General features: G+C 54.4%; 22 protein-coding genes and 4 tRNA genes. 7 read left to right on the forward strand and 19 right to left on the reverse strand.

Features of this window, described 5'->3' with window-relative positions:
• Positions 1-21: 21 nt before the first annotated feature.
• Positions 22-1,854, reverse strand: a complete 1,833-nt coding sequence (gene recQ / locus AC0Z7K_RS17130; RefSeq protein WP_485615280.1) for an ATP-dependent DNA helicase RecQ — start codon at positions 1,852-1,854, stop codon at positions 22-24.
• A 195-nt stretch (positions 1,855-2,049) separates the two neighbouring features.
• Positions 2,050-2,928, reverse strand: coding sequence for a phospholipase A (gene pldA / locus AC0Z7K_RS17135; RefSeq protein ID WP_485615281.1), 879 nt, complete (start codon positions 2,926-2,928; stop codon positions 2,050-2,052).
• 239 nt (positions 2,929-3,167) lie between these two features.
• Between pldA and AC0Z7K_RS17140 the strand changes: the two genes are divergently transcribed.
• Complete coding sequence (locus AC0Z7K_RS17140) at positions 3,168-3,650, forward strand: thioesterase family protein (RefSeq protein ID WP_112165540.1); 483 nt, start codon at positions 3,168-3,170, stop codon at positions 3,648-3,650.
• Between the two features lie 77 nt (positions 3,651-3,727).
• On the forward strand, positions 3,728-4,636 hold the full coding sequence (gene rarD, locus AC0Z7K_RS17145) for an EamA family transporter RarD (RefSeq protein ID WP_485615282.1): 909 nt from the start codon (positions 3,728-3,730) through the stop codon (positions 4,634-4,636).
• A 50-nt stretch (positions 4,637-4,686) separates the two neighbouring features.
• Here the strand turns inward: rarD and corA are convergent, their stop codons facing one another.
• On the reverse strand, positions 4,687-5,637 hold the full coding sequence (gene corA / locus AC0Z7K_RS17150; RefSeq protein ID WP_112165536.1) for a magnesium/cobalt transporter CorA: 951 nt from the start codon (positions 5,635-5,637) through the stop codon (positions 4,687-4,689).
• A gap of 419 nt (positions 5,638-6,056) precedes the next feature.
• On the opposite strand from corA, the gene AC0Z7K_RS17155 reads away from it, so the two are divergent.
• Positions 6,057-6,533, forward strand: a complete 477-nt coding sequence (locus AC0Z7K_RS17155; protein ID WP_485615283.1) for a WbuC family cupin fold metalloprotein — start codon at positions 6,057-6,059, stop codon at positions 6,531-6,533.
• A gap of 122 nt (positions 6,534-6,655) precedes the next feature.
• Here the strand turns inward: AC0Z7K_RS17155 and uvrD are convergent, their stop codons facing one another.
• The 7 genes from uvrD to AC0Z7K_RS17190 all read right to left on the reverse strand — a co-directional run bounded on the left by uvrD (position 6,656) and on the right by AC0Z7K_RS17190 (position 15,086).
• A complete protein-coding gene (gene uvrD / locus AC0Z7K_RS17160) occupies positions 6,656-8,821 on the reverse strand; it encodes a DNA helicase II (RefSeq protein ID WP_485615284.1) in 2,166 nt (721 codons plus the stop codon).
• Positions 8,822-8,918: 97 nt separating this feature from the next.
• Positions 8,919-9,635 (reverse strand): 5-amino-6-(5-phospho-D-ribitylamino)uracil phosphatase YigB, encoded by a 717-nt coding sequence (gene yigB, locus AC0Z7K_RS17165; protein ID WP_485615285.1) that lies wholly within the window; start codon positions 9,633-9,635, stop codon positions 8,919-8,921.
• Entirely contained in the window at positions 9,635-10,546 is a 912-nt protein-coding gene (gene xerC / locus AC0Z7K_RS17170; RefSeq protein WP_413531090.1) for a tyrosine recombinase XerC, read from the reverse strand. The genes yigB and xerC overlap by 1 nt, the downstream gene beginning before the upstream one ends.
• Positions 10,543-11,247 carry a DUF484 domain-containing protein gene (locus tag AC0Z7K_RS17175; RefSeq protein ID WP_112165523.1) on the reverse strand — a complete coding sequence of 235 codons (705 nt, stop codon included), beginning with the start codon at positions 11,245-11,247 and terminating at the stop codon, positions 10,543-10,545. Before AC0Z7K_RS17175 ends, xerC begins: the two co-directional genes overlap by 4 nt.
• Positions 11,244-12,068, reverse strand: coding sequence for a diaminopimelate epimerase (gene dapF / locus AC0Z7K_RS17180; protein WP_485615286.1), 825 nt, complete (start codon positions 12,066-12,068; stop codon positions 11,244-11,246). The genes AC0Z7K_RS17175 and dapF overlap by 4 nt, the downstream gene beginning before the upstream one ends.
• A gap of 97 nt (positions 12,069-12,165) precedes the next feature.
• Positions 12,166-12,369: an LPS translocon maturation chaperone LptM gene (gene lptM, locus AC0Z7K_RS17185; RefSeq protein ID WP_413531088.1), complete on the reverse strand. Its 204-nt coding sequence runs from the start codon at positions 12,367-12,369 to the stop codon at positions 12,166-12,168.
• Positions 12,370-12,527: 158 nt separating this feature from the next.
• On the reverse strand, positions 12,528-15,086 hold the full coding sequence (locus AC0Z7K_RS17190; protein ID WP_485615287.1) for a class I adenylate cyclase: 2,559 nt from the start codon (positions 15,084-15,086) through the stop codon (positions 12,528-12,530).
• Positions 15,087-15,416: 330 nt separating this feature from the next.
• Here AC0Z7K_RS17190 and hemC point away from each other — a divergent pair, with 330 nt between their 5' ends.
• Genes hemC through hemY form a run of 4 tightly spaced genes read left to right on the forward strand, consistent with a single transcriptional unit; the run spans position 15,417 to position 19,469 of the window.
• Entirely contained in the window at positions 15,417-16,358 is a 942-nt protein-coding gene (gene hemC / locus AC0Z7K_RS17195) for a hydroxymethylbilane synthase (protein WP_413531086.1), read from the forward strand.
• A complete protein-coding gene (hemD, locus tag AC0Z7K_RS17200) occupies positions 16,355-17,104 on the forward strand; it encodes a uroporphyrinogen-III synthase (protein ID WP_485615288.1) in 750 nt (249 codons plus the stop codon). The genes hemC and hemD overlap by 4 nt, the downstream gene beginning before the upstream one ends.
• A gap of 13 nt (positions 17,105-17,117) precedes the next feature.
• Entirely contained in the window at positions 17,118-18,269 is a 1,152-nt protein-coding gene (gene hemX / locus AC0Z7K_RS17205; protein WP_485615289.1) for a uroporphyrinogen-III C-methyltransferase, read from the forward strand.
• 3 nt (positions 18,270-18,272) lie between these two features.
• A complete protein-coding gene (hemY, locus tag AC0Z7K_RS17210; protein ID WP_485615290.1) occupies positions 18,273-19,469 on the forward strand; it encodes a protoheme IX biogenesis protein HemY in 1,197 nt (398 codons plus the stop codon).
• Positions 19,470-20,077: 608 nt separating this feature from the next.
• Here the strand turns inward: hemY and AC0Z7K_RS17215 are convergent.
• The 9 genes from AC0Z7K_RS17215 to wzxE all read right to left on the reverse strand — a co-directional run bounded on the left by AC0Z7K_RS17215 (position 20,078) and on the right by wzxE (position 26,766).
• Positions 20,078-20,154, reverse strand: a tRNA-Pro gene (locus tag AC0Z7K_RS17215).
• A gap of 59 nt (positions 20,155-20,213) precedes the next feature.
• Positions 20,214-20,299 (reverse strand) — tRNA-Leu (locus AC0Z7K_RS17220).
• Between the two features lie 31 nt (positions 20,300-20,330).
• Positions 20,331-20,406: transfer RNA gene (locus AC0Z7K_RS17225), tRNA-His, on the reverse strand.
• Between the two features lie 71 nt (positions 20,407-20,477).
• Positions 20,478-20,554 (reverse strand) — tRNA-Arg (locus AC0Z7K_RS17230).
• 143 nt (positions 20,555-20,697) lie between these two features.
• Entirely contained in the window at positions 20,698-22,092 is a 1,395-nt protein-coding gene (gene thrP / locus AC0Z7K_RS17235) for a bifunctional threonine/serine APC transporter ThrP (protein ID WP_485615291.1), read from the reverse strand.
• A 241-nt stretch (positions 22,093-22,333) separates the two neighbouring features.
• Positions 22,334-23,077, reverse strand: coding sequence for a lipopolysaccharide N-acetylmannosaminouronosyltransferase (gene wecG, locus AC0Z7K_RS17240; RefSeq protein WP_485615293.1), 744 nt, complete (start codon positions 23,075-23,077; stop codon positions 22,334-22,336).
• On the reverse strand, positions 23,067-24,440 hold the full coding sequence (gene wzyE, locus AC0Z7K_RS17245; protein ID WP_485615294.1) for an ECA oligosaccharide polymerase: 1,374 nt from the start codon (positions 24,438-24,440) through the stop codon (positions 23,067-23,069). Before wzyE ends, wecG begins: the two co-directional genes overlap by 11 nt.
• Positions 24,437-25,519 carry a TDP-N-acetylfucosamine:lipid II N-acetylfucosaminyltransferase gene (locus AC0Z7K_RS17250; protein WP_485615295.1) on the reverse strand — a complete coding sequence of 361 codons (1,083 nt, stop codon included), beginning with the start codon at positions 25,517-25,519 and terminating at the stop codon, positions 24,437-24,439. The genes wzyE and AC0Z7K_RS17250 overlap by 4 nt, the downstream gene beginning before the upstream one ends.
• On the reverse strand, positions 25,516-26,766 hold the full coding sequence (gene wzxE / locus AC0Z7K_RS17255) for a lipid III flippase WzxE (protein ID WP_413531078.1): 1,251 nt from the start codon (positions 26,764-26,766) through the stop codon (positions 25,516-25,518). Before wzxE ends, AC0Z7K_RS17250 begins: the two co-directional genes overlap by 4 nt.

A 26,766-nucleotide genomic window follows, 5' to 3' on the forward strand; every position in this document is an offset into this window, starting at 1 on the left:
ATGTGTAGGTAGTAGAATCTGTTAGTCGTCGCCGTTATCAATATGATCGCGGATCATCGCCATAAACGGTCGCCCGAATTTCTCCAGCTTACGCTGGCCGACGCCGGTGATATCCAGCAAATCGCTTGGGCTTATCGGCAGATGTTCGGCCATTTCCAGCAGCGTTGTGTCGTTAAACACCACGTACGGTGGCACATTGTTGTCATCGGCCAGCGACTTACGCAGCTTGCGCAGTTTGGCAAATAGCTTGTGATCGTAATTGCCGCCGTAAGTTTTCTGGCGGGACGGGCTTTTAATCTTCAGCGTCTGAATACGTGGCACCGCCAGCTGCAAAGGGATTTCTCCGCGCAGTACCGGACGCGCCGCTTCGGTCAGCTGTAATGCCGAATGCATGGCGATATTTTGCATAATCAGCCCGAGGTGGATCAGCTGGCGTACCACGCTGGTCCAGTGTTCGTTGCTGTGTTCTTTACCGATGCCGTAGACGGTCAGTTTGTCATGCCCGTATTCGCGTATACGCTGATTATTCGAACCGCGCAGCACGTCGACCACGTAACCTAAACCAAAACGTTGTCCGACGCGCGCGACCACTGACAACGCTTTTTGCGCGTCCAGCAGGCCATCGTAGCGTTTTGGCGGATCAAGACAAACGTCGCAGTTACCGCAGGCGTTCTGTTTGCCTTCGCCGAAGTAGTTCAGCAGCACCAGACGGCGGCAGGTTTGCGCTTCCGCGAAAGCGTTCATCGCATTCAGTTTGTGACGCTCAACGTCCTGCTGCGCACCAGCAGGCTTCTCTTCCAGACAGCGGCGTAACCACGCCATATCGGCCGGATCGTAGAGCAGCACCGCTTCGGCAGGCAGGCCATCACGCCCGGCGCGACCCGTTTCCTGATAGTAGGACTCGATGGTGCGCGGAATATCAAAGTGAACCACAAAACGCACGTTGGGCTTGTTAATGCCCATTCCGAACGCCACGGTGGCGACTACAATTTGCAAATCATCGCGCTGGAAACCTTCCTGCACGCGGGCGCGGGTGTCGTTGTCCAGACCGGCGTGATAAGCCCCGACGCTCAGACCACGGCTTTGCAGGCGCGCGGCGGTGTCTTCAACTTTCGCACGGCTGTTGCAGTAAATAATGCCACTTTTACCGCGCTGGTCTTGCACGAAACGAATCAGCTGATCGAGCGGTTTAAACTTCTCCACCAGCGTGTAACGGATATTGGGACGATCAAAACTGCTGACCTGAATCAGCGGATCGTTAAGCTCCAGCAGACGGACGATGTCGTTGCGGGTGGCTTCATCGGCGGTGGCCGTCAGCGCGATCACCGGCAGTTGCGGATAACGCAGTTTGAGCTGGCCGAGCGCACGGTATTCCGGGCGGAAATCGTGGCCCCATTGGGAAATACAGTGAGCTTCATCGACGGCAAGCATTGCCGGATTCCACTGTTGTAGCTGCTCGAGGAAATCGCCCAGCATCAGGCGTTCCGGCGCGATATACAGCATTTTGATGCGGCCGGTACGGCAGCCCGCCATCACTTCCTGTTGTTGCTCACGGGTCTGGGTCGAGTTCAGGCAACCGGCTTCAACACCCGCCGCCATCAGTTGGTCGACCTGATCTTTCATCAGGGAGATAAGCGGTGAAACCACCAGCGTCAGGCCGTCCATCACCAGCGCAGGGATTTGATAGCACAGCGACTTACCGCCGCCGGTCGGCATCACCACCAGACAATCCCGGCCAGAAATGGCGGTATTGATGATCGTTTGCTGACCCGGTCTGAATTGCTGATAGCCGAAGGTATCGCGTAATACCTGATGAGCCAGCTCTTCTTTATTTATCACTGCCGCCGTAGACACTCAATTCCCCAACTGTTCAAACCACCCGGCTAAGCCCTAAAGCCACCGGGGCTGTACTGCTACACTATTATATACCCTCAATAATTCGGGCTGCAGGAAGGCGGCAAGTGAGGGCATCCCGATGAACTTACCTGAGTAAGTGATCCGGGGGACCCGGCGCAGCCAACGCATCTGCAACCTGAAGTATGACGGGTATTACATCATATCGTTAAGCATGATACCCACACCCACGCGAGTTTGCTTGTGGTTGTAGTCAATCAATGACTCACCGTAACCACTGAACACCTGCGTGTAGAAGCGTACGTGCTTGGAAATCGGGTAGCTCCAGCCAGTGGTCGCGCCGCCGTAGCCGGTGTTCCAGTTGTAACGGCTTTCCACACTGAACACGCTGTCGCCCCACGCATAACCGACTTTCAGACGGTAATAACCCATGTATTTGGTGATATCGCGGTTATCATCATTTTCTTCACTTTCAGGAATGCGATACCACGGCTTGAGATCTACCTGCCAGTTGCCGTGCTGTGCCATAAAGCGCGCATAGACGCGGTTCCAGCTGCGCGACGTCGGATCTGAGCGACCGTTCGACTGGTGGCTCACGCCGTATTCAGCTTCACGCAGAGTCCAGCCCAGGAAGTCGTAATCCGTTGCCCACGCCAGGAAAAGCTGCGGTTCGTAGTTAGTTTCACGGAATGGTGAAGACTGCCCGCTGTTAGAAAGCTGCCAGAAGGATTTCTGCGTATAGGATGCACCGAGCACCGAGTTATCACCGGCAATGCCGCGCCACAGCGGGAAGGCCAGGCTCAGCTGGAAAGCGACTTCGTCATGGCGCGCTTTATTTGCCCAGTCATAAGACTGGATGGCTTTCTTGTTGATATTGCTGGTGTCGGTGTAAAGCAGGTAGTTCGATTCGTAAGGATAAAGCGTGAACGGGTTATCGTGATCCTCCAACATGCTGGCAATGATGCTGCCGCGTACTGCCGGCTTATCATGCACTTCCTGCACTGTTGCTTCTTCTGCATGTCCCAGCAATGGCAACGCCAACATAGTGGCCCCGACAGCCCAAGTTTTACGCATTTTTTCCTCACCCTATAGTGTTAAATGTTTTTTTCGAATTAATGGTTTGAAATAGCCAACTACCGGCCGGTCTTCAGAAACAAAGCAGAGCATTTTACACACATATACATTCACGCAAGAGTAATGAATAGATTTATCATGCACGAGGTGGAGTTCACTGCCCTTGGCACATAAAATCAACATTTCGTTAACCAATTGGGCGACTATAACGCTCAGTCGTTTGGATCAGGAAAACTTTCATGTCCGCGTCATCCCTCAGCCACGAAGCTGCCCTGCAGCTGATTGGCAATATTTTCGTTTATGACATGCCTTTTAACCGCGAACTCGGTCTGGAGCTTAAACGTCTCGACTGCGATTACGCGGAGCTGAAATTCGCTAATCAAACCAAACTGGTTGGCAACGCAGCACAAAAAATATTACACGGTGGTGTGATCGCCGCAGTGCTCGACGTCGCAGCCGGGCTGGTGTGCGTCACCAGTTCGTTAATCCGCCGCGACAAACCCGATCACCCATTGCTCGAAGCAGAAATGCGCCAGCGCCTGTCAAAAATGGGCACGGTTGATTTGCGTGTGGATTATCTGCGACCCGGTCGTGGCGAGTATTTCATCGCGTCAGCCAGCCTGATCCGCGCCGGAAATAAAGTCTCCGTCGCCCGCGTCGATCTGCACAATGACACCGGCGTACATATTGCGACAACGACAGCGACCTACATGGTTGGCTGAGGCGTCGAAAAAGAAATCATGCGACGTAAATCAGTTACACTCGCGACCTTTCATTCTTATTTACTTCAGGTACCCACATGGATGCACAACGTACCCGGCAAGGCGTCATTTTTGCCTTTATCGCCTATTTGATTTGGGGGATCGCTCCGGCGTATTTCAAGCTCATCAAAGAAGTGCCAGCCGATGAAATTCTTACCCATCGGGTCATCTGGTCGTTCTTCTTTATGTTAGTGCTGTTGTCCGTCAGTCGTAGCTGGGGTGACGTCCGGCGGGTACTCGCACAACCAAAGAAAGTCGGCATGTTACTCATCACCGCACTGTTTATCGGTGGGAATTGGCTGATTTTTATCTGGGCGATTAATAATAATCACATTCTCGAAGCCAGCCTTGGTTACTTTATCAGCCCGCTGGTGAATGTCGTGCTCGGCATGCTTTTTTTGCGCGAAAGATTCCGAAGTTTGCAGTGGCTGGCTGTGGTGCTGGCATTTGCCGGTGTGCTGATTCAGATCTGGATGTTTGGTTCAGTGCCGATCATCGGGCTGGGGCTGTCGCTCACGTTCGCTTTTTACGGCCTGCTGCGTAAGAAAATCGGTGTGGATTCTCAGACCGGTATGCTTATAGAAACCCTTTGGCTGCTGCCGCTGGCAGGCGTGTATCTGTTCTTTATCGCTAACAGCCCGACCAGCAATCTGTCAGCAAATCCATGGTCACTGGATTTACTGCTGATGGCGGCGGGGATCATCACTACCATTCCGCTGCTGTTCTTTACCGCAGCGGCGGCGCGGCTGAAGCTCTCGACGTTGGGATTTTTCCAGTATCTCGGCCCGACGCTGATGTTCCTGCTGGCGGTGGTGTTCTACGGCGAAACGGTGAATACCTCACAGCTCATCACCTTCGGCTTTATCTGGGCCGGTCTGCTGTGCTTTATCACTGACGCGCTTTACACGCAGGGCCGCTTGCGTCGTGGTGTGGCGGCAAAAGCATAACCGCAGCAAAAAGCCCCGTTCAGGGGCTTTTTTATTGTCTACGCAAAAAATTACAGCCAGTTTTTACGTTTGAAATACAGGTACGGCGCCAGCCCGGCGATGATCATCAGACCAATTGCGCCCGGATAACCAAATGCCCATTTCAACTCAGGCATGAATTCGAAGTTCATCCCGTAGCTCGATGCGACCAGCGTCGGCGGCAGGAACACCACGGACACGACCGAGAAGATCTTGATAATGCGGTTTTGCTCGATGTTGATAAAGCCCATCGCCGCCTGCATCAGGAAGTTCACTTTCTGGAACAGGGATTCGTTGTGTGGCAACAGGGATTCGATATCGCGTAACACTTCGCGCGCCTGCTCCAGCTGACCTGCCGGTAAGCGGGCTTTGCGCACCAGGAAGTTCAGCGCGCGCTGGGTATCCATCAGACACAAACGCACTTTCCAGCCGATATCTTCCAGCTCCGCCAGCGTAGACAGCGCGGCGTCATATTCGTCGCCCTGATGCCCTTCCATGATCACGCGGCTGAGTTTTTCCAGATCGCTGTAGATATTTTCGATTTCATCCGCCAGCTGTTCGATTTTGGTTTCGAACAAATCCAGCAGCAGCTCGTAAGCGTTACCATCGACCAGCGTCTGGTTTCTCGCGCGCATACGATAAAGCCGAAACGCCGGTAACTCGCGCTCGCGCAGGGTGTAGAGCCGACCTTCACGCACGGTAAATGCCACGGTGCTGTTGCCCGCGTGGTCTTCGGCATCTTCATAATAAAAGAAGGAGTGAATGTGCAGGCCGTCTTCGTCTTCGAAGAAACGTGCAGAGGCTTCGATGTCATCCAGTTCGGGACGCGTCGCCAGGCTTTGCCCTAATTCATGTTGAACGCGCTCGCGCTCTTGCTCATCAGGCTCGACCAAATCAACCCACAATGAGGTTTTGAGATCGTCTGCCTCGTCCAGCTCTAAACGGGATAAGCGGCTGTTTTCTAATTTAAAAGCACTCAGCATGTGCCCGTTCTCCCAAGAATGACAGAAAGTGGACAACGCGTTGAAGCACAGAAAATCACGAGGCGAAAAGAGTCACCGGCGTAATTCAGACCAAATTCAGATCCGACTCACAGCGACAGAACGGGGGTCGCTGACAACCACTAAGGCCATCAGCAAAGAGGAGGGCCTTAGAAGTGGTACCTAACGAACAGGTTATTGAGCCAGTATCTACTGGGTGTGTCCAAGGCGCAGTTCCTCATTGATAATAGTGCGCGCATGTTACGCCGAGAAGAAAAAGACTGTCAACCGCGAACAAATCTATTCCCGCAACATTTATGCATAAAATACAGTCGATGTTGGCAACCTTTGCCCGCTTATGTCAGAACCCTTTTTTGGCTACACTCAGGGGCCTGACTCCCTTTCTATTTCTGAAGCCAATAATGATTAAGCAGATTACCCAAGACACGCTGTGCGACCTGATCACTCAGGCCGCGCATTCACCGCGACTGCGCCAGAATCTGAACATCCACCCTGCCCCGGAAGATGAGGTACAACGTCTGGCGATCGCCATGGAACCGGGCACTTATGTGCGCATTCACCGCCACCCGCACACATGGGAAATGCTGACCGCGCTGCGTGGCCGTTTTCTGGTGCTGACGTACGACGAAAGCGGCAAAGTCACCGAACGCTTATGGCTCGGCGCAGAAACCAAACTGCTGGAAATCCCGGCCAACACCTGGCATAGCGTATTATCGCTCGATGAAGGTGGCGTGATTTTCGAAGTGAAACACGGGGCGTATCAGCCCGTTCAGGAACAGGATTACCTGCCCGGTACACCGCCAGAAGGCGACGAACGCGTGAAAGAAACGCTGGAATGGTATGCGAAAGCGGAAGTGGGTGAAACATTTAGCCTCTGATACTCTGTCGGGCAAGCGTCAGCGGCGCAGCGAGGTTGAGTCCGGCCAGCGCGGAGACACCGGAATGGACACGTAGTCCATGAGGATGTCGAGCACTGCCCGGACTCAAGATCGCAAGTAAGCTAGCTTGCGGCTTCGAGGCGAGCGTAGGCGGCAACCAGCCATTTGATCCCTTCCCCTGGGAACGCCACCTGAAGGCGGCTGTGTTCGCCGCTGCCTTCCATGTTCACGATGGTGCCTTCGCCGAATTTAGGATGCACGACGCGCTGGCCAAGTTTGAAGCCGGTATCGCTGACACTGGTTGGCGTGCCGACGCTGCGATTGCTCATCGGGCGCGAGACGTTAGCGCGCATTCGCACTTCTTCCACGCAGTCTTCCGGCAGCTCGCCGACAAAACGCGACGGCTTGTGCGAGACTTCTTTGCCATACAGACGACGGGTTTCAGCAAAGGTCAGCGTCAGTTTTTGCATCGCCCGCGTCACGCCAACATAGGCCAGACGGCGCTCCTCTTCCAGACGACCGCTTTCTTCCAGCGACATCTGGCTCGGGAACATGCCCTCTTCCATGCCGACGATAAACACCTGCGGGAATTCCAGCCCTTTCGCCGAGTGCAGCGTCATTAGCTGCGCGGCGTCCTGATTGGCGTCGGCCTGACCTTCGCCCGCTTCCAGTGCAGCATGTGACAGGAACGCCTGCAACGGCATCAGATCTTCGTCTTCGTCCTGATAGCTGAACTGGCGCGTTGCCGTCACCAGTTCCTCTAAGTTTTCGATTCGCGCCTGGCCTTTTTCACCCTTTTCCTGCTCATACATGATGAACAGGCCGGAATCTTTGATCACGCGGTCAGTCTGAACGTGCAGCGGCATATCGGCGGTTTCATGCGCCAGCGCATCCACCAGTTCAGTGAAACGTTGCAGCGAAGAGGCCGCGCGCCCCGCCAGCACTTTGTCCTGCAACAGCGCGCGCGTCGCCTGCCACATGGTCAGCTGACGGTCGCGGGCAGTGTGGCGAACCACGTCCAGCGTGCGGTCACCGATGCCGCGAGTCGGCGTATTCACCACGCGCTCAAAGGCGGCGTCGTCATTACGGTTAGCCATCAGACGCAGATATGCCAGCGCATCTTTGATTTCCTGACGATCGAAGAATCGTTGCCCGCCGTAGATGCGGTACGGCATCGCCATCTGCAATAACGCTTCTTCCAGCACGCGCGACTGGGCGTTGCTGCGATAGAGAATGGCGCAGTCTTTCAGCGCACCGCCGTTGTCCTGCCACGTTTTGATACGGTTCACCACAAAGCGCGATTCATCGAGCTCGTTAAAGGCGCAGTACAGGGAAATTTTTTCGCCCTCACCGTCTTCGGTCCACAGGTTTTTACCCATACGACCGCTGTTGTTCTCGATAAGCGAGTTGGCGGCTTTCAGAATGGTGCTGGTGGAGCGGTAATTTTGCTCTAAGCGGATGGTTTCCGCGTTCGGGAAATCCTTCAGGAAACGCTGGATATTCTCAACCTGCGCACCGCGCCAGCCGTAGATCGACTGGTCATCGTCGCCGACGATCATCACATTATTGTTGTCACCCGCCAGCAGACGGATCCACGCGTACTGAATGCTGTTGGTGTCCTGGAACTCGTCCACCATAAGGTTGGTAAAACGCTCGCGATAATGTTGCAGGATATGCGGCTTGTTCAGCCACAGCTCATGCGCGCGCAGTAACAGCTCGGCGAAATCCACCAGCCCGGCGCGGTCACAGGCTTCCTGATACGCCTGATAGATTCGCAGCCATGTGGCTTCAATCGGGTTGTTGTAGGTTTCGACGTGATGCGGGCGCAGACCTTCGTCTTTTTTGCCGTTGATGTACCACATCGCCTGACGCGGCGGCCACTGCTTATCGTCGATGTTCAACGCTTTAAGCAAACGCTTAATTAAGCGCAGCTGATCGTCGCTGTCGAGGATCTGAAAATCCTGCGGCAGTTTGGCGTCCAGATGGTGCGCGCGCAGTAAACGGTGCGCGAGCCCGTGGAAAGTACCGATCCACATGCCCCCCTGACTGGTGCCAATCAGCTGTTCGATGCGGTGACGCATTTCCGCCGCCGCTTTGTTGGTAAAAGTCACCGCCATGATGGAATACGGCGAGCAGTTTTCTACCGACAGCAGCCATGCGATACGATGCACCAGCACGCGGGTTTTGCCACTGCCTGCCCCGGCCAGCACCAACAGATTGCTGCGCGGCGCGGCCACGGCTTCACGTTGTTTTTCATTCAGGCTGTCGAGCAGGTCAGAAACGTCCATAGGCACCGTTTGTCAGGATGAGAAAAGCACTCCGGCGATGAATGCCGCCATGAACGCTTTTCTACTGTGAATTTATACAGAGTAATTGATGAGGGGATTATAGCAATGCTGTCAGCGATGCCAACTGCGAAATCTCAATATGCGGTAACAGGCGGGCATCACGGATATGCATCAGGTCGCCTTCACGCAGGTTTATCCAGCACGCCTGCATTCCGCAGGCCACGGAACCCGCGACGTCTGTCGTGAGATCGTCACCCACGTGCAGGATATTTTCCAGCGGGATGCCCAGCTTATTCGACGCCTTTTTATACATGTCGGCATAGGGCTTCGCGCGGCCGTGATCGCCCGCTCGCAAAGTGAACTGGAAATACTGCGCCAGCCCGCAGGCATGCGGATCGGCATTGCCGTTGGTGACGGCCACCAGCGGCCAGCGTTCTGCGAGGGCGGCCAGCGCATTATGATTTTCTTCCGGCACATAAATCTTACTGCGCCAGTAGGCGAAGGTTTCCATAGCGGCCTTCGTGCCCTGCTTTGCATCACTCTCACTCAGCCCGGCGCGGGTCATGGCGAGCAACACGGCCTGACGCCGCCATTCGGTAACGTCATGATAAATCTCGGTATCTTCTGCCAGCAATTCGGCGCGCATTAGCCGGATGGCGTCCGGCGACATCTCAGCCAGCGCGGGGTGAAAACCCTGAATAGACTTCAGCGTTTCGGAATCGGTACGGCGGATAACGTCATAATTGTCATACAGCGTGTCGTCTAAATCGAAAGTGATCGCTTCAATGCGTTTCAGCGGACGATAGAACTTCATCAGGATTTGCCTCGTTTTGCGCGGGGATGGGCGGCATCGTAAACCGTCGCCAAATGTTGAAAGTCGAGGTGGGTATAGATTTGGGTGGTGGACAGATTGGCGTGGCCCAGCAACTCCTGCACCGCACGCAGATCACCACTGGACTCCAGAACGTGTGTCGCAAAGGAGTGCCGCAACTTATGCGGATTGATATGGCTGTTCACACCCTGTTTTACGCCCCACTCGGCAAAGCGTTTTTGTACGTTGCGCGCTGAAATGCGGTTGCCCTGACTGGATAAAAACATCGCATCGTCCTGCGGGCCAAACTGCGGACGGTGCACCAGCCAGTGCTCCAGCCAGGTGACGGCGGTGCGGCCAATCGGCACCTGACGCTCTTTGCTGCCTTTACCCATGACGCGGACTTCGCCGGAGGCCATATCGACATGTTTGCAGTCGATACCGACCAGTTCCGATAAACGAATACCAGCGCCGTACATCACTTCCAGCATCGCGCGGTCACGCACTGAAAGCGGGTCGTCGAGATTGATTTCCAGCAGCTTGTTCACTTCATCAACATCGAGATTCTTTGGCAAATGCTTAGGTGAACGCGGCGTGGATATACCTTTAGCCGGATTGGCGCTCAGAACGCCCTGACGCACCAGCCAGTCGAGGAAACTGCGCAGCGAAGACATGCGAAGCGCCAGACTCGCCGGGCCTAAACCCGCGCGTTTGCTGCGCGCCAGCAGCATGCGGACTTTCGGCGCATCAAGCTGCTGCCAGTGGGAAATGCCGATTTCAGCAGCCATCTCGATCAGTGCGTCAAGCTGGCGGCTGTAGTTGGTTGAGGTCAGCGGACTGAGTTGACGCTCAACGTGCAGATAACGCAGAAACGCCTCGACTGCGGGATACAGGGGCGATTCAGTAGGCGTCATACCCGTTCTATCCAGCGTTCCAGTAAACCGGGTAGCATTTTTGCCAGCTGGTCGAGCAACACGGTGCCCATTCCCGGCTGATAGTGCTGCGGATCGCGGCTGCTGAAGATGAGAACGCCCAGTTCACCCTGCTCACCCATCAGCGATAACGCGACGGAACCGACGGCTTTCGCCTGCGGTAATAACAGCAGGAGTTCCGGGCCGTTCAGGCTGCCGAGATAATGCGGGGTTTCGCCCAGACGCTGAATGCGCATGGATTCAAACGCGCTGCGGCTGACCGCCAGATGGGTGAAATCCGACGGCGCACCGATGCGCCAGCTTTCACTGAACAGACGCACGTTCGCCCCTGCCAGACCGAGGCTGCGCGACCAGCGTTGCAGGCGGTTGAGCATATCCTGCAAACCACTGGCCGCGGCAAGCGTCGCCTGCAGCTCGATCATCCGTCCGAACAGAGATTCGTTGATCGACGCCTGTTCCATCAGCAGCGTAATTTCTTCTTCAAGCTGAGCAATCTGATGACGCTGACGCCCGAGTTGCCATTCAACCAGCGAGGTGCTGCCTTTCACCGGATGCGGTACGTGCAATTGCTCGACGCTGCGGGCATTGCGAATAAAGAAATCCGGGTTTTGCAGCAAATACTGCATCACGCTGTCGTCGTCGAGTGCTATCACCGGGTCAATCTGGTCATCAAGATTGTTCATAGATGAATAAATCCGTCGTAAACATGAGTGGCAGGTCCGGTCATATACAGCGGGTGACCCGGCCCTTGCCAGCGAATTTCGAGGCTGCCTCCCGGCAGTTCCACCTGTACTTCTTCTGCGAGTAATCCTTGCTGAATACCAATGGCGACGGCCGCACACGCGCCGCTTCCGCACGCCTGTGTTTCACCTGCACCACGCTCGTAAACGCGTAACTTGATGGTGTCCGGGCTGACTATCTGCATGAACCCGACGTTCACGCGCTCAGGGAAGCGTTCATGGCTTTCGAGGATCGGCCCGAGAATATCGACTTCGGCCGTCAGCACGTCATCAACCTGCAACACGCAATGCGGATTGCCCATTGAGACCACACCGCAAAATACTGTGCGCTCTTCGGCGCGCAGAATATAGGTCTTTTCCGGTTTCGCGGCACGGAAAGGCACCTGCTGCGGTTCAAAGACCGGTTCGCCCATGTTCACCTGCACGTCTTCATCTTCGGTGACCGTCAGCGTCATGCGACCTGTCTGCGTACTGACGCGGATATCGCGTTTGTTGGTCAGCCCTTTGATACGGACAAAACGGGCAAAACAGCGCGCGCCGTTGCCGCACTGCGCTACTTCACTGCCGTCGGCGTTGAAGATGCGGTAATGAAAGTCTAACTCAGGATCGTAAGGTGGCTCTACCACCAGCAGCTGGTCAAAACCCACGCCACGATGGCGATCGGACAAACGGCGGATCAACTCAGGGGAGAAATAGACATTTTGAGTCACGGCGTCAACAACCATAAAGTCGTTGCCCAGGCCGTGCATTTTGGAGAACTGCATAACTGACTCCGTTTACCGCTGGTCAAATCCAGTCGCGATGATCCCTTAATGATGCGGACCCGGCAGAAACCCGCCGGAACCTCAGCCCGAGGGCTGATTAATCTCTGGAATTCGTCGAGAGATCTTCTGGTGATACGCCTTTTTGCTGCGATGAACCGTCATTACTGGTGCCCGGAACCTGACTGGTTTTCTGCGTGGAAGATTTATCCGCAGGCGGAAAATATAACGGCCCTTTCAGTCCGCAACCGGAGAGAGAAAATAATATCGTCGCGGCCAGAGACCAGCGTAAAGCGTTTTTCATTTTATGAATGCCTGTAATTCATGCGACCAAGCTCTCTATAATCGCAGGTGGATCATGAAAAGCAACAGGAATCGATAAAACCCGCAGGCACATTTTCAGGAGTGAAAGGGAAGGAAAGCCAGATAATCTGCCGCATGCAGGCGATGCAGAACCTTTTTCTAATGGAGCTGGAATTGCTGTGTCAGCCGGGAAGGTTCGATCTCGCTTTCTGGCAGCGTGGCGCAGACGGCAGATAACGCATTGCTGCGAAAAGGGATCACCTGAATACGATCATCAAGGGACACTATCTGATAGAACTGCGGCAGGTTGAAGTTGATGAAGCTTGAGCCGTATGTGAAACGGTCGTGCGAGGAAGAATAGAATCGGCTGACGTCACGCACCAGATCTTCTTTACTGCCTTCGCAATGGTGGTACACCTCAACACGGTTCGACTCATCGAGAATATAGATGTTAAAACCGATCTCATCCGCGCTGTCTTCAAAGAAGAACTGAATAATCCCTTCGCTGGCGTAGCCGTCAATCACCGCAGGCAGGTGCGCCTGATCGGTCTGCAATTTCACCGACAAACCGTGCAGTTTGTTATTGGAAATTGCGCCGTAAAATTCGATAGCATTTTCCAGCTTCTGCACTGACACGCTCAGGCGTTCGAAGAACAGACCCCAGGTTTGTCCGGCAACGCGCACGGCTTTGAAACGACCCGGTTCGAGGCGTTTACTCGACAGACGCAGCTCGATGCACTCGGTCACCAGCTGCTGAATACGCGTGCGGATAAGGCCGCGTAAGTGCTGGCTGTAGCAGAACACTTCTACCGACTCCGGCGGCGCGGCGTCCTGATGCATTTTGCCCAGAATGGTTTTCAGCGCTTCCAGCACCGCCTGCTCGCCGCTGAAATGCAGCGTACGCACTTCGTTCCACGAGTTGCGATACAGCAGATCGATACTGCCGACCATGCATTCCTGATTCTGCCCGAAGCTGAACACATCCAGCTTACGGAAATCAAAATGCACCACCTGATTACGGAAGGCGGCGGTCGGATCATGTTCGAGATTGACGATGATCGCCAGATGACGGATTTCACACGGGCTGTACAACGCTTTTGGCGTCGGTGCTGCTAAACGCAGCGGGAAGTTGTGCGAGACGTCCGCCACCAGCTCGCGCAGTTTGGCAATGTCGCACAGACCACCACTTTTGATGTGCAGGCGCGTGGTGGAAGTCAGTAAACCGTTGAAATACGCCCAGGCCACCAATTTATTGAGGTAGCGGTTATATTCCAGCGGCTGATGGCTGACGATCGATTCCATCGACGGTGACTGGTTATACAGATACCAGCCGGTGCGGTTGGCGCGGCCAATCGGCACATGGATAAAGGTTAAGTCGTTCTCTGACAGGTCAGGCGAGATCTGCGGGTTCACGAGTGTGACTTTGCCCGGCAGCGCTTCGAAAGCGGCGTACAACTTACGGGTCAGCACGCCAATATCCTGCGGGCTGGCGCTGACGCTTAAATTGTTGCGACGGGCAAAGCGGATCAGGTTGCGATAGCTCTGCATCATGGCATCGAGCAGTTCGTTATGCGCTTCGCGCACGCGCTCGATTTTCCAGTTAGCACGGTTATCGAGCATCACCAGACGCTCTTCGTCCCAGCCCCATTCGGCCACCAGCTGGCTGAGAATTTCACGACGCCAGCCGACTGATGCTCGTGCGCGGGAAAGTTTTTCACAGACTTTGAGATAGAAACATCGGCGGACTAAATCAAGGCGGGTAGTATCTTCAATCTGGGTCAGGTAGCGGGTCACGCGGTCGAGCATCATACAATAGGAATCAAGACCGAAGTTTACGATCTCGCCCTGATGCAGACGCTGTTTAATGTCCATGGCCAGTAACTGGGTTTTTGGATATTCCCACGAATAGGCTTCCAGCAGCAGCGTTTTGAGCACGGCCTTGTAAGGCGAATCGATGCTTTTATACAGCTGCCACAGACTGGCACCAAAATACTCTTCCGCCGACAGTGTGCTGAGCCCGCCGAGATCGAGCCACTCGTTTGGCGTCAGAGAACCCTGCGCATACAAAGAAAGCACATATTCATCGTAATGCGCTTCTTCTTCACCCGGCACCATATTCCAAAGAATACGCTTGCCGCCCATCCGCACAGCCGTCCGGTAGAATTCGTCGAGTAATAAGATGTACTGCGTGGAACCGCAGTCTTCCCCACCCAGGCTGCCGCTTTCGTTGTGACGGAAACGGTTTTCGTCGATCAGGAAGAAGCTGACTTCCACGCCCAGCGACGCGGCCCATTTTTCCAACAGGCTGCATTTTTCCTGTAAGCGGTTGCGTTCTTCATTATCAAGCCAGGACTGATGGCAGACCCAGATATCCAGGTCGGAGCTCTGGCTTTGGCCGATTGACGAGGTACTACCCATCGAATAGACGCCGGTTATCGGCAATTCGCCCTTCGCCATAGGCTCAAGCGCGCTGCCCCATTTGTCTTCGAGGTCGGCCAGATAGGTTTTTTGCGATTCATCAGGCGTGAAGAGGCAGATACCATGCGGAACCTTACCTTCAAGGTATCCCGGTATCAGAGGGTGATGATGATGTAAAAAGACGGGAAGCAACGTGTAGACCTGTTGAAACGCAGGCCCCATTGCCGCCAGTGCACGATCGACTCGTAACTGGTTGATCGCATCCAATCTTTGCTTCAGTGTCTCGATGTAGAGGTACAAGACGTTTCGCCTGATTATACAGTGTTTGGAAAGAACCCCGTTCCAAATCCGCCATTTATCGTGATGCTTATGCTTTGAACAACCGCGATTGTGCAAATAGTTGACGAATTATTGCTGGAAACGTGATCAATTTAACACCTTGCTGATTGACCGTAAAGAAAGTAACGCACCACAATTACTCTTCCGCTTCTCTCGATTTTACCGTTTGCTGTCAAACAGAACAAATCTCCTTTACGCCCGTTACCCTTCTTTTGCGAATGGCTTCTTACGCTGACAGCTTTCTATTGTCAGTGGTAGGATGGTCACAGAGACAGATAAACGGTAACAAACATGTTAGACAAAATCATTCGAATTGCCACCCGCCAGAGCCCGCTGGCTTTGTGGCAGGCACAATATGTTCAAAGCCAGTTAATGGCTTGTCACCCCGGTTTGCAGGTCGAACTGGTTCCGATGGTCACCAAGGGCGATATCATTTTAGATACCCCGCTGGCCAAAGTGGGTGGCAAAGGGTTGTTTGTGAAAGAACTTGAGCTGGCGATGCTCGATGGTCGTGCGGATATCGCGGTACATTCTATGAAAGATGTGCCGGTCGAGTTCCCGGAAGGTCTGGGGCTGGTGACGATTTGTGAACGCGAGGACCCGCGCGACGCGTTCGTCTCCAATCACTACGCTTCTCTGGCAGAATTGCCGCACGGCAGCGTGGTCGGTACATCCAGTCTGCGCCGTCAGTGCCAGTTGCGTCAGCAGCGACCTGATCTGCAAATACGCGATCTGCGCGGTAACGTTGGCACCCGTTTATCGAAGCTTGATAACGGCGATTATGATGCCATTATTCTGGCAGTTGCTGGCCTGAAACGTCTGGGGCTCGACAGCCGCATCCGTGCAGCGCTGACCCCGGAAGAGTGCCTGCCCGCAGTCGGACAAGGTGCCGTCGGCATCGAATGTCGTCTCGACGATCATCACACCCGCGAATTACTTGCCCCACTGGCGCACCGTGAAACCACACTGCGCGTTCAGGCAGAACGTGCCATGAACATGCGCCTCGAAGGCGGATGTCAGGTGCCGATCGGCAGTTACGCTGAACTTGAAGGCGACCAGCTGTGGCTGCGTGCGCTGGTTGGCGCACCGGACGGCAGTCAGATGGTCTGCGGCGAACGCCGTGGCCCGGCGGCCAGTGCCGAAAGCATGGGCATCAGTCTGGCCGATGAGCTGCTGGCGAACGGCGCACGTGAAATTCTGCAAGAGGTCTATCAGGGGAACGCACCAAAATGACCATTCTGGTTACCCGTCCTTCTCCGGCAGGAGAAACGCTGGTCAGCCGGCTGCGCGCTCTGGGTCGGGTCGCCTTCCATTCCCCGCTGATTGAATTTGCGCCGGGGAACCAACTCGCTATGCTGCCGAACCTGCTATCCTCTTTAGATCAGCAGGATCTGGTGTTTGTCCTGTCACAACATGCCGTGAACTACGCCGATCGCGCATTGCGTCAGTCCGCCACACGCTGGCCGGGCAATGTGAATTATTACGCGATTGGCCGCACCACCGGCCTGCTGTTTCATCGTGCAAGCAGTCTGCCGGTTCTCTATCCACAGGATGGCGAAACCAGTGAGATGTTGCTGAACCTTCCGTCTTTGCAGCGTATTCAGGGCAAGAAAGCCCTGATTTTGCGCGGCAACGGCGGACGCGAAAAACTGGCGGAAACGCTGGCTGAACGCGGCGTTGAAGTGTCGTACTGCGAGTGTTATCAGCGCAGCCCGATCCACTACGACGCCAGCGAGCAAAGTGCCGTATGGCAACGCGCCGGTGTGGATACGCTGGTGGTCACCAGCGGTGAAATGCTGCAACAGTTGTATACGTTAGTCCCTGATTATTACCGGCATTCATGGTTACTGCGCTGTAGCCTGGTGGTGGTCAGCGAACGTTTGGCAACCCTCGCCCGCCAGCTCGGCTGGAGCGCTATTCGGGTTGCCGAGAATGCAGACAATGATGCGCTGATTCGCGCATTACAATTACCTGACTAAGGGAAGTGCCAAAATGACGGAACAAAAAAATCCTTCCGCTCCGGATGATGAAATTGTTATCGCCCCGGCGGTTGAGAGCCCCCAGCCAGATGCTTTTGAACGGGATCAGGAGCTGAAAACCCTGCGTAAAAAGCAGCGTACCGCGCCCGTCCTGGGCGCTATCGCCATTGTGTTAGTGATCGCGCTCGGCGCGGGTCTTTACTATCACGGCCACCAGCAGGCGCTGGCTCAGGCCGCCTCGGATGAATCACTTTCTGAACAACTCGACAGCCTGCAAAAAAGTCAGCAACAGGATAAACAGCAAATCGCTAACCTGCTTGCTCAGCAGGAGAAAACCCAGCAGGCCGCCGATCGCCAGCAGGCGTCGTTTGGCCGTCAGCTGAACGAACTGCAGGATAAAGTCGCCAGCATTTCCGGCAGCGATGCCAAAACCTGGTTACTGGCTCAGGCCGATTATCTGGTGAAACTGGCGGGCCGCAAGCTGTGGAGCGATCAGGATGTCACTACCGCCGCGGCGTTGCTGAAAAGCGCCGACGCCAGCCTGGCGGACATGAACGATCCAAGCCTGATTGATGTGCGCCGCGCGCTAAATGAAGACGTGAGCAGTTTGTCTGCGGTCACACAGGTCGATTTCGACGGCATTATTCTCAAGCTGAATCAGCTGTCGAATCAGGTGGATAACCTCCGCCTGGCCGATAACGATACCGACGATTCACCGATGGACAGCGACAGCACCAGCCTGTCTGGTTCACTGACCGAATGGCGGCAGAACCTGACTAAAAGCTGGCACAACTTTATGGATGATTTCATCACCATCCGCCGCCGTGATTCGACAGCTGAGCCGCTGCTGGCACCGAATCAGGACGTCTATCTGCGCGAGAATATCCGCTCCCGGCTGCTGATCGCTGCGCAGGCCGTTCCGCGTCATCAGGATGAAGTCTACAAACAGTCGCTGGAAAGCGTATCCACGTGGGTTCGTGCCTACTTCGATACGACCGATCCCTCGACCAAAGCGTTCCTGGAAGAACTGGATAATCTCAGCCAGCAATCCATTTCGATGGACGTGCCGGAGCAGCTGAAAAGCCAGCCGATGCTGGAAAAACTGATGCAAACCCGCGTGCGTAACCTGCTTCAGCAGCCCGCCGCCGCAACGCAGGGGGAATAACGCATGTTACGAGTTTTCGTGTTATTCCTGATTGTGTTTGCCGGGATTATCGTCGGCCCGATGCTGGCCGGCCATCAGGGCTATGTTCTGATTCAGACTGACAACTACAACATCGAAACCAGCGTGACCGGCTTAGTGATTATGCTGATCGTGCTGATTCTGGTGCTGTTTTTCATCGAATGGATCCTGCGTCGCGTTCTGCGCACCGGTGCGCGTACCCGCGGCTGGTTTGCTGGTCGTAAAAGTTCTAAAGCGCGTAAGCAGACCAAAGAGGCGATGCTCAAGCTGGCAGAAGGCGATCATCGTAAGATGGAAAAACTGCTGGCGCGCAATGCCGACCACGCCGACCAGCCGGTGGTGAACTACCTGCTGGCAGCGGAAGCGGCACAGCAACGTGGCGACACCATTCGTACCAATCAGTATCTGGAGCGCGCGGCAGAAATCGCCGATAACGACCAGATGCCAGTGGATATCACCCGCGTGCGCATCCAGCTGGCGCAGGGCGAAATCCACGCAGCCCGTCACGGCGTAGACCGTTTAATCGGTCAGTCGCCGCGTCATCCGGAGATTTTACGTCTGGCTGAGCAGGCTTATCTGCGCACCGGCGCGTACGGGTCACTGCTGGAAATTCTGCCATCCATGGCGAAAGCAGATATTCATACTGATGATGAAATCCGCATTCTGCAGGAACAAGCTTATATCGGCATGATGAATCAGCTGATGGCAGAAGAAGGCAGCGATGGGCTCAAGCGCTGGTGGAAAGATCAGAACCGTAAAACCCGTCATGAAGTCGCGTTGCAGGTAGCGATGGCCACGCATCTGATTGAATGTAACGATCAGGATCTGGCACAGGAAGTGATCCTCGACGGACTGAAACGTCAGTACGACGATCGTCTGGTCGCGCTGATGCCAAAACTACGCTCAGGGGATCCGGAACAGCTGGAAAAAACCCTGCGTCAGTTGATCAAGCAAAACGGCACAACGCCGCTGCTGAGCAGTACGCTCGGTCAGTTGCTGATGAAGCATGGCGAATGGATGCAGGCCAGCGAAGCCTTCCGTGAGGCGCTGAAACAGCGTCCTGACGCGTATGACTATGCGTGGCTGGCGGATGCGTTAGATAAGCTGCATAAACCGGCAGAAGCGGCGGAGATGCGTCGTGAAGGGCTAATGTTGACGCTGAACAACTCGCAGCAGCCGTAATGTTCTGACCTTAAAGCATTCTGCAAAAGGCTCCTTATGGAGCCTTTTTTACGTCGGTCGCAAATTTTAGATAAAAAAAACACCTGCACATAAGGCAGGTGTCTAAAAACAATCAGGTCTAGGACAACAGTGAGTGCCTCACTCAACGTTTTGTCATCTGCATGATAATGCCGAAGCGTTATCGGTCAGGGTGACAATAGGCACTATAAATTGGCTCTGCATCATTCCCAGGTTTATGAAGCCGGAGCAAACATAATGGGTGGAATGAGCATCTACGGCGGGAATACTGCAGGACGCGTGCCACTCTGGCAATACCTGAAGTAAAATATTTTATCGTTATGATTATCAAGGTTTTTATTATTCGCTAAACACGCGTACTTTTTCAAACTTCCGCGAATCTCCTGCCATTGCCCCTGATCTGTCTCCTGACGACGACACCACAGAATGAAAATGAAATTATCCTATTTTATCAATGAGATAAGCGTCTCAAAACAGAGACAAAATGAAGGTATGAAGTCGCCGAAAAGCAACAACAGGTGTGGAAAGGGAATTGATCAAATCGCAGATAACAAAAAGCCCCGCATTTCTGCAGGGCTCTTTATTCGAATTGGTCGGCGAGAGAGGATTCGAACCTCCGACCCACTGGTCCCAAACCAGTTGCGCTACCAAGCTGCGCTACTCGCCGATGTCGTGCATCTTACTACGTCTTGACGCTAACTGCATCATTTAAATGCTTTTTGTGTGTGGTGCGAAGGGAGGGACTCGAACCCTCACATCCAAAGGACACTAACACCTGAAGCTAGCGCGTCTACCAATTCCGCCACCATCGCATGTCACAATCACAAAATCATTTAAAAAATTTGGGGTGGCTAATGGGGCTCGAACCCACGACAACTGGAATCACAATCCAGGGCTCTACCAACTGAGCTATAGCCACCATTTCAAACTTTTCTACATCGTGGACCGTTCAACTTCGAACAAGACCACCGCAACTCTAGCGCAAACTAATGGTGCGCCCGACAGGATTCGAACCTGAGACCTCTGCCTCCGGAGGGCAGCGCTCTATCCAGCTGAGCTACGGGCGCTTAGCGCCGTTGCGGGTGGGGATACTACGGTTTTAACGACTAGCTGTCTAGTGCTTTTTATCAGAAATATTGCGTTTGATTACGCTTTGTCCAATACGCACTAAAAGTAAGCGCCTTACCTTACCCACCCATGACTTACGACGTTATTTTGCCTTTTCCGTCATCAGCGCAGCACGCTTATGCATGCCAAGACCGAAGTATATCAGGGACACTCCCGCGATGAAAATACCGCCTACCAGCAAAGAAATGCGCGTATCCGGATTAATCGCCATGCCCACCAGTACGCAGGTCAGGAAAAACAGCGTCAGATAGTTGGTATAAGGGAACAAAATTGATTTGAACGGATGGTTCTTCAGTTTCTCTTTATGCGCCTCACGAAAACGCAGCTGGCTGATGAGCACCACGAACCACGGCACCATGCCCGGCAGAACGCTGGCACTGTAAACGTAGACGAAGACTTTCTCAGGATTCGGGATCAGGTAGTTCAGACATGAGCCGACCAGCAGACATAAAATGGTGATCGCGATACCGTACACGGGTACGCCACTTTTCGAGACGTTACTCAAAAATGCGGGCAACTGGCGATTCTTAGATAACGCATAGAGCATGCGCCCGCAGCTGTACATGCCGCTGTTACAACCGGACAGCGCCGCCGTCAGCACCACAAAGTTGATGATGCCCGCCGCCGAGGCGATACCAATCTTCGCGAACGTCAGCACGAACGGGCTGCCGTGCGTCCCCATTTCATTCCACGGGAAGATGGTGATGATGACGAAAATCGCACCCACGTAGAAAATCAGGATACGCCACAGGATATTGTTGATGGCACGCTTGAGCGTCACCTGCGGATTTTTCGCTTCACCGGCGGTAATACCCACCAGTTCGACGCCCTGATAAGACGCCACGACGATACACAACGCAAACAGGAACCCTTTCCAGCCACCAGCGAAGAAACCGCCGTGCGCGGTCAGATTGGCAAAGCCGACCGGTTCGCCGTGATTACCGAAACCGAAGAAGATAACGGCCAGACCGACAACGATCATCACAATGATGGTGGTGATTTTGATCAGCGCAAACCAGAACTCCATCTCACCGTAAAGTTTTACGGCGGCCAGATTGGCAGCCGCGACAATCGCCACGGCGGCTAACGCCGGGATCCACTGCGGTAATTCCGGGAACCAGTACTGCGCGTAGACGCCAATCGCGGTGATTTCTGAAATCCCCACCGCTATCCACATAAACCAGTAGCTCCACGCCGTCAGATAGCCGTAATACGGCCCGAGATATTTGTGCGCGTACACCGCGAAAGAACCGGCCACGGGTTCCAGATGCAACATTTCGCCCATCGAGCGCATGATAAAGAAGACAAAAATACCGGCCAGAATATATGCCAGCAGGACCGATGGTCCCGCCCATTTCAGGGTACTCGCCGCGCCCATAAACAGCCCGACGCCAATGGTACCGCCCAGCGCTATCAGCTCGATATGTCTGGCTTCCAGCCCCCTGTGTAGCCCACCCTTTTCTTCTTGATTCGCCATAGATCCTCAATTTCTCAGTGTTGGTGTTTGCCTTCCGGAATGACCGGAATGTTATTTTTATTGTGAGATCGCCCGCAGAATGCGGAAAAACGGCGTTATGGTTCCGTATTTTCAGACGAGTTGCAAACCACAATTGAGAAAGGTACGCATTGGCAGACAAGACTGGGTGCAAGAGGCTGTAAGCGAGACAAAGAAATGAGAAGTGACGCGCCGTCCCGCTATTTTAGGACGGCGGAAGAGATTACAGGCGGCCGGTGTAGTAATAGCGAACAAATTTGAGCAGTTTCAGTTGGCGGCGAAGACGGCTCGGTTGCGAAATCAGGCGGTACAGCCACTCCAGCCCCATCTTCTGCCAGATCTTCGGCGCGCGTTTCACATGGCCGGTGAACACGTCGTAAGTGCCGCCGATCCCCATATACAGCGCGTCCGGGTGAACGAGACGGCAGTCTCGCATCAGGATTTCCTGCTTTGGCGAGCCCATCGCGACGGTCACGATCGCCGCGCCGCTGGCTTTCACCCGTTCAAATAACGCGTGGCGCTGATCCGGCGTAAAATACCCGTTCTGGCTGCCGGCGATATTGACGTTCCACTGCGCGCGCAACTTGTCTTCGGTTTGTTGCAGGATCTCCGGTTTACCGCCGATCAGAAACACCGGTGTCCCTTCTGCGCCTGCGCGCTGCATCAGGCCTTCCCACAAATCGGCACCCGCAATACGAGAGACCTTCGCCTGCGGATATTTCTTGCGGATGGCGCGCACGATGCTGATCCCGTCGGCGTATTTGTATTCTGCCTCACCGATCAGCGTGCTGAGTTCCGGGTTACTTTCGACGGTCAGCACTTTCTCAGCATTCATTGCCACCAGCGCACCGGTTTTGACCTGATGACCGGCAAACAAATAATCGAGAAAATGCGCCATATCACGAAAGCCCCAGAGGCTTATCCCGCGTATGTCGTAGTGTGGAATGTTATTTTTTTCAGAGTTCATTGGCTTTCCTGACAGCTACCGTCCCGATGAGGTTTTCATTGCGCGGCATTTTGGCACGGATCAGCCCCGCAGCGTCCAGCATCCAGTACAACAATTTGGCCGCGACCAGACAGGCACCGAACACGACACAGAAAAACACCACCCGTGAGAAGAAGGAATCCACGCCTTCACGGGCCAGCACGATAATATTGAAGACTGCGCCGAAGCAGAAACTTTGCAGAATCGCCGCTTTATACTTATTCGCATCAGCCTTGCCTTTCTCATACAGCCAGTCAAACCACTTGATGATCATGCCCACGGCGACGGCACCGAGTGGAATAAACCACACGCCGCCCATCACCACCAGCGAACCAATCAGCGTCGGGGAAATCGCCAGACCGGAATGGTTATCCAGCACTTCCCAGGTGAAATAGTTGGCAGTGTTAAGCACCACGCTCGGACGGTCATGCCACAGCCAGCTCGGGATAAAGACGTAGAAGTCACGCACGATGGGCGCGAGACCCTGGAAGCTGATTTTGTCGTAGTTCTGCAACAGCAGGCCGAGGTTTTCCCACGGCGAGAAGGTATCGCGCGTCAGATACAGGAAGGTATAAAACGCTTCCGGGCCACTGACGTTCAGGCCGTAGCGCTTCAGCGCCAGCCAGAACATCCCGACAATCCCCAGCACGCCTGCGGCCGCCAGCATCCACAATGAGATCCAGCCGCGCACAATGCCGATAAACAAAAACAACGCAAAAGCGATGATAATATTGGCGCGTGTACCGCCGACGATAACGTAAGTCAGGAAACCAAAGGCAACGGTACTGGCGAGGAAAAACAGCCAGCGGCGCACATCTGGCTTGAGGAAAAACACCACCAGCATGGCCGGAATGAAGAAATAGAAGAAACGTTTGAGCGCCACGCCGGAGACGTCGCTGGAAAAAATCTGGCTGTAGGATTTTAGCTTAAACAGCAAAAAACCGTTGTGCATAAAGAAAATAGAGACCGTTACTACCGCGATCAGCGCCAGCAGGATCCATGTCAGATGCGTCTCCACCCGGTTCATGGTGAATATCGCCCGTGAAGGCCCGTCACGTTTGGCCTTCAGCCGCGTTTTGTAACTAACGTAGTAAATGCCATAGAAACAGGTGGCGGCGAGCATGGCCTGCAACAGGTTTTCCACCGGCACCACTTTGACATCAAACTGGAAAACCAGCACACAGGTCAGCGGAAAACCGAAGTAAAAGGTCAGCAGGTACAGCAACGAAAACAGGACGTTGAAGTTGAAACGCACACGGCGGAATTCTTTGTAGGTTAGCGTCAGGATAAACAGCAGCGAGAGCGCGTAAACCAAAGACAGGCCACCTAACTGTGCCAGCGTCATGATGCCTCTCCCGCTGCCAGCAGCAACGCCTGCTGCCAACCCGTAATGTAATTCGGATTAAAGAAAGCGATGTTCTGCCGGTCGGTATTGAGCAACTGGCGACGCGCCTCGGCCACGGTTTTCACATCCAGTGCATCACCGTAAAACAGTACAGGCAGATGCTGTTCCGCCAGATCCTGCCAGAACGGATTCTGGCGGCTGACCACAAACGGCACGCCGAACTGGATCAGCAAACATTGGGTACCAATCGCCTGCTGCCGGTCGAAAATAAAATAGCCCAGCGTGCAACGACGCAGCACGTTGAGATAATCCGCAAACGCCATTGCGTCGGTCATCAGTTCAACATGGGCAGGAGCGAAAAGTTTTAATGCTTCTGCCCGCACCTGTTCGATATAGGTCTGATTATTGGCCGGATAGCCCATCGGAATAATCACGCGGATATCCGGGCCGAATTGCTGATGTAAGGATCGCAGGGCTTCAATGTGGCGATTACTGCGATCGCCGGAGTTTCCGACCAGCACAGTCATCGGCCCTTGTGGCTCCGGCAGACCTGCCGGCTGGGTCAGCGCCGGATCCATGCGTGTCGGGAAATAGAGTAAAGATGACGGAACACGGGGGTGACGCTGATGGAAATGAATCAGATCGCCGCGCGTGCCAAAAACGTGCCCGGTACGTCCCTGTGCCAGACGGCGCAGCATATAGAACAGCCGAAATTTGAGGCTACCTGCCGACTCATACAAATCCGCACCCCAGATATGCCAGCTCACCTGCTGCGATTTGATTTTGCCGGTCAGAATAGCCAGCCAGAGCGTCGGGTTAAATTGCCCGTGGAAGAAAAAGCGGTGCGTCCGCTCCTGCGCGCGGGAAATTACCGCCACCGCCAGCGATTTTTTATCCGGATAAACGCGAATATCCAGACGCGTGAATTCAGCAAACGCCGACGCGTCCTTCGCTGCTACCATAAAATGGCAAATTAACTTTTCAGGCGCGCATTCGGCCAGCACGTCGTTAAAAAAGCGCAGTACGGTGACATTATGGTGGGGGATGTCAGATCCCAAAACGTGAATCAGCGTTGTCATGCTCGTCTACGATAAAGAAGAAATACGGTGCAACACAGCGCGAAATAGACGATATACGTCGCCATATACGCCTGTGCAGCGCCCAGGGAACCGTGAATCGGGATCAGCCAGTGTGAGAATCCGGTCAGTAACGCGAACTGGCTGATTTCAGTCAGCACGTAAAAACGCAAAGACGCACGGGCGATCACCAGATATCCAAAAACATACGAGCCGACTTTCAGCACATCACCCACCAGCTGCCAGGCGAACAAATCGCGCATCGCAATAAACTGTTTGGAAAACAGCAGCCAGATGGCGAAATCCCGCAGCAGCCATACCGTAAAACTGACGGCAGCGACGGCGGGAAGCACAAATTTCAGCGACTTAACGATCTCATGGGAAATCGCCTGTTTGTCTTTCAGTCGCGACAGCGTCGGCAGCAGATACACGCTGAAAGATGCGGTGATAAATTGCAGGTACGCATCGGAAATACTGCTAACGCCCTGCCAGATCCCCACCTCTTTCCAGCTGTAATGTTCTGCCAGGAGATTTCGCATCATCACATACGCCACCGGAATGGTGACGGAGGTAATCACCGCCATCAGCGTAAATTTGCCCAGATGGCTGGCGATAAAACGATCCCAGCCCGGCCTCAGATACGCCAGCGGAAAGGATTTGCGCCACCACAGCATACCCGCCGCAGGAATAATCACCAACGCAGGCACCAGCGCCAGACCGGCCAGTGCGCCTTCATAACCGCCGAGTTTGAAACACAGCAAATAGGCCAGTAATCCAATCAGGCTGCCGCCGATAACGGCCAGCGCGTTGCCCATCGCATCGCGATAGCCTTTCAGGATGGCCTGAAAATAGTTGGCGTAGGCGATGCCCATCTGAATCAAGGCCACGGCACGAACCACCGCCTGATAACGATCATGCCCAAACAGCCCGACGCTGACCGGCGCTGCCGCCAGCAGAAATACCGCCGCCAGCAGCGTTGAGAACCCTAAAATTAGCGATGAAGACGTGCCAAGGACCGCTTTGAGCTGCTCAGGATTTTCGTGGTGTTCCGCGACATACTTGGTCACGCCATTAAAAATCCCGGCACCGGACAATACGCCCAGCACCGTCACCAGCTGACGAAAATTCCCCGCCTGCCCGACACCTTCTGGTCCGAACGCCACGGCCAGCAACTTGACCACCAGCAGCCCGGCACCAATTTTGATAAGCGTTGAGCCGGCGGTCCAGACAGACGCTTTTGCCAGCGACAT

It is taken from the genome of Rahnella sp. 1L-D-7-B-C2, from assembly GCF_057290995.1.

Coding starts and splice junctions, on each gene's coding strand:
- hemX (WP_485615289.1), top strand. CDS start 17,118: ATGACGGAACAAAAAAATCCTTCCGCTCCGGATGATGAAATTGTTATC.
- dapF (WP_485615286.1), bottom strand. CDS start 12,068: ATGCAGTTCTCCAAAATGCACGGCCTGGGCAACGACTTTATGGTTGTT.
- wzxE (WP_413531078.1), bottom strand. CDS start 26,766: ATGTCGCTGGCAAAAGCGTCTGTCTGGACCGCCGGCTCAACGCTTATC.
- wzyE (WP_485615294.1), bottom strand. CDS start 24,440: ATGACGCTGGCACAGTTAGGTGGCCTGTCTTTGGTTTACGCGCTCTCG.
- hemY (WP_485615290.1), top strand. CDS start 18,273: ATGTTACGAGTTTTCGTGTTATTCCTGATTGTGTTTGCCGGGATTATC.
- pldA (WP_485615281.1), bottom strand. CDS start 2,928: ATGCGTAAAACTTGGGCTGTCGGGGCCACTATGTTGGCGTTGCCATTG.
- hemD (WP_485615288.1), top strand. CDS start 16,355: ATGACCATTCTGGTTACCCGTCCTTCTCCGGCAGGAGAAACGCTGGTC.
- wecG (WP_485615293.1), bottom strand. CDS start 23,077: ATGAACTCTGAAAAAAATAACATTCCACACTACGACATACGCGGGATA.
- uvrD (WP_485615284.1), bottom strand. CDS start 8,821: ATGGACGTTTCTGACCTGCTCGACAGCCTGAATGAAAAACAACGTGAA.
- AC0Z7K_RS17175 (WP_112165523.1), bottom strand. CDS start 11,247: ATGAACAATCTTGATGACCAGATTGACCCGGTGATAGCACTCGACGAC.
- corA (WP_112165536.1), bottom strand. CDS start 5,637: ATGCTGAGTGCTTTTAAATTAGAAAACAGCCGCTTATCCCGTTTAGAG.
- lptM (WP_413531088.1), bottom strand. CDS start 12,369: ATGAAAAACGCTTTACGCTGGTCTCTGGCCGCGACGATATTATTTTCT.
- xerC (WP_413531090.1), bottom strand. CDS start 10,546: ATGACGCCTACTGAATCGCCCCTGTATCCCGCAGTCGAGGCGTTTCTG.
- hemC (WP_413531086.1), top strand. CDS start 15,417: ATGTTAGACAAAATCATTCGAATTGCCACCCGCCAGAGCCCGCTGGCT.
- AC0Z7K_RS17155 (WP_485615283.1), top strand. CDS start 6,057: ATGATTAAGCAGATTACCCAAGACACGCTGTGCGACCTGATCACTCAG.
- AC0Z7K_RS17140 (WP_112165540.1), top strand. CDS start 3,168: ATGTCCGCGTCATCCCTCAGCCACGAAGCTGCCCTGCAGCTGATTGGC.
- AC0Z7K_RS17250 (WP_485615295.1), bottom strand. CDS start 25,519: ATGACAACGCTGATTCACGTTTTGGGATCTGACATCCCCCACCATAAT.
- yigB (WP_485615285.1), bottom strand. CDS start 9,635: ATGAAGTTCTATCGTCCGCTGAAACGCATTGAAGCGATCACTTTCGAT.
- thrP (WP_485615291.1), bottom strand. CDS start 22,092: ATGGCGAATCAAGAAGAAAAGGGTGGGCTACACAGGGGGCTGGAAGCC.
- rarD (WP_485615282.1), top strand. CDS start 3,728: ATGGATGCACAACGTACCCGGCAAGGCGTCATTTTTGCCTTTATCGCC.